Raw genomic sequence first — 7,694 nt, forward strand, 5'->3', positions numbered from 1 at the left:
GACCCCGAGGGCCGCGCCCGCCAGCACGTCGGACGGGTAGTGCACGCCGGTGTAGACCCGGGAGAAGGCCACCGACGCGGCCACCGGCGCCACGGCGGCCCCCCACCCGGGGGATTCCAGTGCGAGGCCGGCGGTGAAGGCCGCGGCCGAGGCGGAGTGCCCGGACGGGAAGGAGGTGGTCCACGGCGGCACGGCCGGCAGCCGCGCCACGGGCACCCCTTCCAGCAGCGGCCTGGGCCTGCGCACGGACCACTTGCCGACGGTGTTGATGGTGGCCGAGGCCAGGGCCAGCGAGGCGGCGGCGGTCAGCGCCCCCTTGCGGGCCCGGGGGGAGCCGACGACGGTGATCGCCGCGGCGGTCGCGCCCCACAGAACCCCGTGGTTCGCGGCCCGGCCGAGGGCGGGCAGCACCCGCTCGGCCCCTGGCCAGTGCCGTTGTGCCACGAGGTCGAACAGCCGTCGGTCCCAGGCCGCGAGGGTGCCCCGCCAGGTCAGTTTCTGATGCTGATCAGTCACCCTTCGCGCTTACCCCGCGCCGCCGCCCGGAATCAGCCCTCGCCGTCCTCCCCTTCGAACGGCCGCTTGCGCAGCAGCAGGACGACCATGCCGCCCAGCACCACCAGCCCGACCGCGAGGGAGGCGATGACGGGGGTGGCCGCGGAGCTGCCGCTGGTCGCCAGCCGCTCCTCGTCCGGGGAGTCCGACCCGGCCGTGGCGGACTCGGCGGCCACCGCCACCTCGGAGGCGCCGGCCAGCTGGCCCACGGCTCCGGCCGTGCCCGCCGGGACGGCCGGCGGCTGCGGCCAGACCGCGGTGGCGGTGGCGGCCGCCGCGGACTCGCTGGAGCCGGCCACGATCTGCGCCTCGGCCGGGATCCCGCTGGTGAAGACCCGCCCGACGGGCACCTTCGTCGAGCCGTGCACGGTCACCGAGGCCGTCCCGTCCGGGGTGCCGGCGGGCACCTCGAAGTACAGCCGGCTGCCGTTGCCCGCGGAGGTCACCGGCCGCCCCTCGGAGTCGACCACCCGCACGCCCATGGCGGTGGCGGCCGCGTCGGGGCTGACGGTGACGCTCTGCGCGCCCGTCCGGACGGTCACCGGGCCGAGCCGGGTGCCGACGGCGCCCGTCAGCGGACCGGACACCCGGCCGGGGTCCAGGCCCAGCGACGCCGGCGGCTCCGGCAGCCGCCCGGCCTCCCGCTGGAGGTAGTCGGCGAGCAGTTCCGCGGCCGGGTCGGCCGCCTCCACCTGCGCACCGTCGGCCAGCCGCCAGATCGCCACCTGGGTCCCGGCGGCCGCGCTCTCCGCGGTCAGCGCTCCGGCCCCGGCCGCCTTCGCCAGCCCGGCCAGGTCGTTGTGCTGGGGGTAGGAGTGCTCCAGGACCCAGCGGATCCGGCCGCCCGCGTCGGTGTTCTGGGCGAGGGGGCTGCCGCCCCAGCCGCTCTCGGTGTACCGGGCCTGGGGCTGCGCGTAGCCCGCGACGCCGACTCCGTACGTCTGGAGCATGCCGCCGCCGTCGACCCGCATCTCGTACAGCCCGGCGGGGATCTGGCGGACCGAGCCGTCCCCGGCGCGCAGGACCGCCTGCCCGTACGTCTTGAGGCCGTCGAGCACGGCGCTCGCGCCCCCGGCGGCCCGGCCGGCGGCGGCCGTGCCGGAGTCCGCCGCGGCGCGGGCACCGGGCGCGGCGGTGAGGGCCGCGGCCAGGAGGGCCGCCGCCAGGGGCCGGCGTACGGAGCCGCGTACGGAGCCCGCGGCGCCGGCGGCAGCACCGGGCCCGCCACCGGCTGGAAGCGGAACCTCCGGCCGGACCGGTCCGGCCTCGGGTGGGACGGTGGACGCGGAGGCCGGCCCGCCCGCGGACGCGGTGGACGCCGCGCGGGGATCGGAGGATGCGGAGGATGCGGGAACAGCAATCGGCACAGTTCTCCTCTTCGGGGCCGAAGACCAAGGTGCCCGTGAGTACCGGGGAATCCTAGCTGCCTCGAACACTCAGACCACCGCCGCCTTCTGAGGGCCCATCAGTGGGGTGTCCGTCTTGACGACCCTGCGGAAAGCCGCCGTTCCGCGGGTGAGGTCGTGTCCGACGGCGATCGCGTCGATGTCCGCCGAAAACCAGCGGACGCCCTCGCCGTCGGGCGGGTCCTCCCGGACCCGCAGACGCCCGTGCACCACCAGCGGTTCCCCGACCGAGACGGAACTGGCCTGTTTTATACACAGCACCCGGCGCGCCCACACGGTGTAGAAGCTGGTGGGGGCGTCCGTCCAGGTCTCCGTGCGCCGGTCGAAGTACCGCGGGGTCACGGCGAAGCGGAATCTCGCGGACGGACCGGTCACCGTCTCCTTGAAGTCGATCTGCGTCGCCACGTGCCCCACCAGCGTCACCAGGGTGTCGTTCATCCCGGCCGCCCTCCCCCGCACTCCGTACCCGTGCGGACCATCCGCACGAGGTACGACCATGCTGGCCCCGGGCCCCGGCACCCCGCTCCGGCCTGTGGATTACTGGCGGGTTGTGGACAACTTCGTCCCCCCTGCGGCGACCGCCGCGTACTGCTCGCGCACCTCGCGGTAGCGCAGCAGCTCGGCCGCCACCGGTTCCAGCACCCGGGCCCGGCCGCAGCCGGCCGCCGCCTGCCTGAGCCGCCGTTCGGCGTCCTGGCCGTACCTGCGCGCCGGACCCCGGGCGGCGATCGAGCAGGCCCACTCCACCAGCGGCCCGCCGACGATGCCCGCGACCATGAACAGCACGGGCGGCAGCAGCTCGGGCTCCAGGACCCCGACGATCTGCCCGACCAGCCACAGGCCGCCGAAGATCTGCACCAGCGTCATGGCCGCCTGCGCCAGCACCGCGACCGGCCACCAGGCGGGTCGCGGCGGCTTCGCGCCGGGCACGGCGACGGCCGCGCCCAGGGTCACCGCCAGCTCGTCCAGCGCCTCCGGCAGCCGCTCGGCACCGCGCACCGCGGTCTCCCGTACGGCCTGCGCCCAGGGGTCGGGCAGGCCGACGACCGCCTCGTCGGCGACGGTCCGTACGGCCTGCTCCACGTGCTGGCGGGCGGTCACCTCCTCCTCGGGGGGCGCGGCCGCGGCCGCGCCGGAGCCCGCGGCCCCTGGCCGACATGAGGGCCAGGGACGCGAGCGAGCGGGGGGCCCGCCGGCTCTCGTACCAGCGCCACAGCCGCAGCCAGGGCGTGCCGCAGGCCTTGCCGGCGTTGCGCCGCCAGGCCCGCTCGGCGGCGAGGCCGGCCGCGTACGCCCCGACCGCTTCCGCGAGCCGGTCCTCGAACTCCGCGCGGGCCGCCTCGCCGATCTCGGGCCCGGAGGGTCCGGAGTGCCCGTCGGCGACGTAGAGCGGGCGCAGGCGCAGCGCGGCCCGGTCGACGTCGGCGGAGATCCGCCGGGTCGCGGCGCCCTTCTCCTGGGTGAACTGTCCGAGGAGTTCGCGGAGTTCCCCGACGCCTTCACCCGTCAGGGCGGACAGTCCGAGGACGGTGGCGCCGGGCTCGCCGTGCTCGCCGAGGGCGATCCCGTCGTCGTCCAGCAGCCGCCGCAGGTCGTCGAGTACGAGGTCGGCGGCGTCGCCGGGGAGCCGGTCGACCTGGTTCAGCACGACGAAGGTGACCTCGGCGTGCCCGGCCAGCGGCCGCAGGTACCGCTCGTGCAGGACGGCGTCCGCGTACTTCTCCGGGTCCACCACCCACACCACGGCGTCGACCAGTGCCAGCACCCGGTCGACGTGCTCCCGGTGGGCGCCGACCGCCGAGTCCAGGTCGGGCAGGTCGACGAGGACCATGCCGCGCAGCATCTCGGCCTCCGGGGTCTCGCGGGGCCGGCGCCGCAGCCGTCCGGGGATCTCCAGCCGGTCGAGCAGGCCGGCGGCGCCGTCGGACCAGCTGCAGGCGATGGGGGCGGCGGTGGTCGGGCGGCGCAGTCCGGTTTCGGAGATCTGCACTCCGGCGAGTGAATTGAAGAGGGTGGACTTGCCGCTTCCGGTGGCTCCGGCGATGGCGACGACGGTGTGCTGGGGGGACAGGCCCCGGCGTGCGGCGGCCTCGTCGAGGACCCGTCCGGCCTCGGCGAGGGTCTTGCCGTCGAGGCGGGTGCGGGACAGTCCGACGAGCTGGCGCAGGGCGTCGAGGCGCGTCCGCAGGGCCTGGGCCTCGGGGCTGAGCGGGGGCGCGGGCGCCTTGCCGCCGTCGCTGCCGGCGCCGGAGACCGCCCGCACGATCGCCTCGTCGCCGCCGTCGTCGTCCTCGGTGCCCGCGCCGTCCCGTCAGCCTACCGCTCCGCCTTCCGCCTCGTCGTCGAGGCCGCCTGCGAGGAGGGCGGCGTCGAGGAGGGCGTCGTCGATGAGGGCGTCGCCGGCGCGCGCGCCGCTGCCGCGCGGGCCGCCCTTGCGGCCGGCCCGGTGGCGCGAGCGTGCGATGAACCCGTCGTCCCACCGGTCGCCGGCGTGGTCGCGGTCACGGTCGCGGTCGGTCACGGCGGTCACCGCGTCACCTCTCCTTCTGAAGTACGGACAGCGCGGCGATCAGCTCGGCCTGTGGTTCGGGGGTGACTTCGAGCGCCTGGAGGGGGGCGAGCCGGCGGTCCCGTTCGGCGCGCAGGACCTGGTCGAGGTGGTCTCCGACGAGTTCGCCGCCGCGGTCGCGCAGGCGTACGGCGGCCTGTACGCCGATCCGCTCGGCGAGCTTCTCCCCGGCCGGGCGGGCCCGTTTGCCGCCGAGGAGGGCGGCGACGAGGAGGGCGGCGACGCCGTCGGGGTCGGGCGCGGGCTGCTTGTCGAGCTTGGCGACCTCCTCCTCGGCGAGCTCCTCCAGTACGCGCCGCCAGCGGCGTACGGCCATGCCGATACGTTCCGCCGCCTCCCGGTCGGGCGCGGGCAGCGGCACCGCGCCGGAGGCGGGTTCGCGCCGCCAGACCTCGGCGATCCGCTCGTCGGCGGCGGCGACGGCGCACTGGAGGAGCGCGGCGAGGGATTCCGCGAGGGAGTCGAGGAGTTCGTCGGCGCTGGTGTCGAGGGGGTAGCCGCGCCACCGGGTGAGGGCGTCGCCGGCGAGCACGGCGCCCTTGTCGAGAATCCACCACAGGGGCTTGCCCCTCCTGCCGGTACGCGTCCTCGACGGCGGAGGTCAGCCGGACCGCGGCGGCGTGCTGCGCGGCGACGGCGGAGGCCAGCTCCGGCATGCGGCGCTTTGAGGGAGGAAGGGCGCCGAGGGCGGTCCGGCCGACCGCGTCTGCCGGGCGGCCGGGTCGTGGACGTGGTGGGTGAGCCAGGCCAGCAGCGGCGCGACGGCGCTGGCCGGCAGCAGCCCGCCACCCCCGGCCGACTCGGGCAGTTCGGGCACGGTGAAGCGCGGTACGTCGCCCAGCCCGGCGCGGGTGAGCAGTGCCCCGTACTGGCGCGAGACCTCGGCGAGCACCTGGTGCGGGACGCGGTCGAGGACGGTGATCAGGGTGGCGTTGTACTGCTTGGCGGTGCGCAGCAGGTGCCAGGGGATGGCGTCGGCGTACCGCGAGGCGGTGGTGACCATGACCCAGACGTCGGCGGCGCAGATCAGCTCGGCGGCGAGGGTGCGGTTCTCGACGACGAGGGAGTCGATGTCGGGGGCGTCGAGGACGGCGAGGCCGCGCGGGAGGGTGGTCACGGTCTCGATCCGCAGCTCGCTGGTGGCGCCGGGGTGGCCGGAGGCGCGGCCGCGGTTCTTCCTGGAGGAGGGCACCAGCTCCTCGTCCTGCTGGGGCGCCCAGACGCGCATGAGGTCGGGGAGGATCCGCATCCCGGCGAACCAGTGGTGGTCGTCCGGGTGGCAGACGAGGACCGGGGTGCGGGTGGTGGGGCGCAGCACTCCGGCTTCGCTGACCTGGCGGCCGACGAGGGAGTTGACGAGGGTGGACTTACCGGCCCCGGTGGAGCCGCCGACGACGGCGAGGAGCGGCGCCTCGGGCGCCTTCAGCCGGGGGACGAGGTAGTCGTCGAGCTGCGCGAGCAGCTCTGCTCTGGTCTGGCGGGCGCGTGGGGCGCCGGGCAGGGGCAGCGGCAGACGCACGGACGCGACCCGGTCGCGCAGGGCGGACAGGGCATCGAGCAGCTGAGGCCGAACATCCAAGGTCACCACATGCGAAGAATGCCCAATTTGGGACCATTTTTGAAGCTTATACGCCCTCTGCGCGCCGACCGCGACTCCTGAGGGACATCATGGACACGGCGGACGAGTGGGACGCAGGCATAACGAGTGCACAACACCCAGGCCGACGCGGCGCAAAAGCGGTGCGAGAATCGCACCTGCCTGCGATTATCGGGACCGCTTCACCGAACCTCCACAACGTGGCACGCGAGTGAAGCAACCGGGACAAGGCAACCGGAGCCCTATCCTTGACCCGGCACGGACCGCAGTCCCACCCCCACCAAGGGGCTCCAGGCCACCACGGTCACCTTCCGGCCCCCGTAGCTCAGTGGATAGAGCAGGCGCCTTCTAAGCGCTTGGCCGCAGGTTCGAGTCCTGCCGGGGGCACTTCCTTCCACCCTCCCCGGGGTTTCCCGGGGCCGTCCGGGCCGCCTCGAAGGGCGGTCGTCGCGGCGTCCGCGATTGGCGGAAATTCACTCGACAGGACCCTTGCGGGATCCTTGCACCCGCAAAGCGGAAGGCCGAAAACCGGAAGAGCACCGTCCCGCCCGACGGGGGTTTGTTCGGGCGGGACGGCGTGCGGGGCGGCTCCGGACCGAATCGGGTCCGGGTCGGGTCCGGCTCCGGACCGAACGGGGTCGGGTCGGGTCCGGGTCCTGGATCAGCCGGCCTGGGAGGCGGGGGCGGACGCGGGGGCGGGCTCGACGGGGGCCGCGTCGGCCGGGGCGTCCTGCGGGGAGACGCCGAAGGCCTTGACCGCCTGGTAGTACGTCCAGGCCGTGCTGTCGCAGGAACCCTTCTTGACGCCCGAGTACTGCGAGCAGACCCGCTTCAGGTCGGCGTAGAAGCCGTCGTCCAGCCGGGACTTGTTGGCGGAGAAGGTGCCGGCCGCCTTGTAGTTGCGGTAGCCGAAGTCGTGGCGGGCACAGGCCGTCTGGAAGGGGAAGCCGAAGGGGTTGTCGGGGGACGAGGAGCAGTAGTCCGTCGACCAGTCGAAGGCGTACGAGGCCCAGTTGCCCTGGCTGCCGCGCGCCGCGACCCAGGCGTTGTAGCTGGAGGCGCTGGTCTGCGTCCAGCCGCTCAGCACCTGCGGCTTGTCCGCCGGGACGGCCGAGGCCGGGGTGGCGAGGGCCAGCAGGCCCGCAGACACGGACGCGAGCAGGGGGACGAGGCGGCGACGCATGGCATTCCTCCGAGTGGGGGCGGCGGGGCGAGCGGGCGACGGGGCCGCCCGGTCCAACTCCCGGTGCGGCGTCGGGACTCACCCTCGGAGCACGCCATATCCCCGACCCCTACCGCCCCTATAACGCGGCCCGGACGCCTACGTGTCGGCCCGGTTCCCCCTGGACCGCACCCCTCTCAGGTATGACGCCGTGTCCGACCTCCGGCAGATTCGAGGTTGATACCGGGGAGGGACGCGCGTGTGACTCCCGGCTCGAACACTTATGGGTATGAACCGCCGTCCGCTCGTCATCGCCGCCGCCGTCGCGGGAGTCCTCGCCCTGGCCGCCTTCGCGCTGCCCAACCTGCCGCCCAACCCGGTCACGGACGCCCTGCAGAAGCAGGT

Annotated in this window: 5 protein-coding genes, 1 tRNA gene and 2 pseudogenes; 1 reads left to right on the plus strand and 7 read right to left on the minus strand. The window is 74.9% G+C overall.

From position 1 onward, the window contains the following. The 6 genes and pseudogenes from SSNG_RS12160 to SSNG_RS12185 all read right to left on the minus strand — a co-directional run. Positions 1-516: phosphatase PAP2 family protein (locus SSNG_RS12160; RefSeq protein ID WP_007264122.1), on the minus strand; the 516-nt coding region annotated here is incomplete at its 3' end. A 32-nt stretch (positions 517-548) separates the two neighbouring features. Then, on the minus strand, positions 549-1,922 hold the full coding sequence (locus tag SSNG_RS12165) for a thioester domain-containing protein (protein WP_007264124.1): 1,374 nt from the start codon (positions 1,920-1,922) through the stop codon (positions 549-551). Positions 1,923-1,991: 69 nt separating this feature from the next. Then, positions 1,992-2,399 (minus strand): single-stranded DNA-binding protein, encoded by a 408-nt coding sequence (locus tag SSNG_RS12170; RefSeq protein WP_007264125.1) that lies wholly within the window; start codon positions 2,397-2,399, stop codon positions 1,992-1,994. Between the two features lie 99 nt (positions 2,400-2,498). Next, positions 2,499-4,149: pseudogene (locus SSNG_RS12175) on the minus strand (YfjP family GTPase); the annotation flags it as partial. A gap of 123 nt (positions 4,150-4,272) precedes the next feature. Next, positions 4,273-4,491 (minus strand): hypothetical protein, encoded by a 219-nt coding sequence (locus SSNG_RS45250; RefSeq protein WP_007264127.1) that lies wholly within the window; start codon positions 4,489-4,491, stop codon positions 4,273-4,275. Positions 4,492-4,495: 4 nt separating this feature from the next. Then, positions 4,496-6,118, minus strand: a pseudogene (locus SSNG_RS12185) (dynamin family protein). 323 nt (positions 6,119-6,441) lie between these two features. Between SSNG_RS12185 and SSNG_RS12190 the strand changes: the two are divergent. Continuing rightward, positions 6,442-6,514 (plus strand) — tRNA-Arg (locus tag SSNG_RS12190). A gap of 274 nt (positions 6,515-6,788) precedes the next feature. On the opposite strand, the gene SSNG_RS12195 is transcribed toward SSNG_RS12190, so the two are convergent. Beyond that, the gene (locus SSNG_RS12195) at positions 6,789-7,310 is read right to left on the minus strand and encodes a phospholipase (protein ID WP_042800906.1); all 522 of its coding nucleotides are present in this window, start codon (positions 7,308-7,310) and stop codon (positions 6,789-6,791) included. Positions 7,311-7,694 lie beyond the last annotated feature (384 nt).

It is taken from the genome of Streptomyces sp. C (assembly GCF_000158895.1).
Classification (GTDB): Bacteria; Actinomycetota; Actinomycetes; order Streptomycetales; family Streptomycetaceae; genus Streptomyces; species Streptomyces racemochromogenes.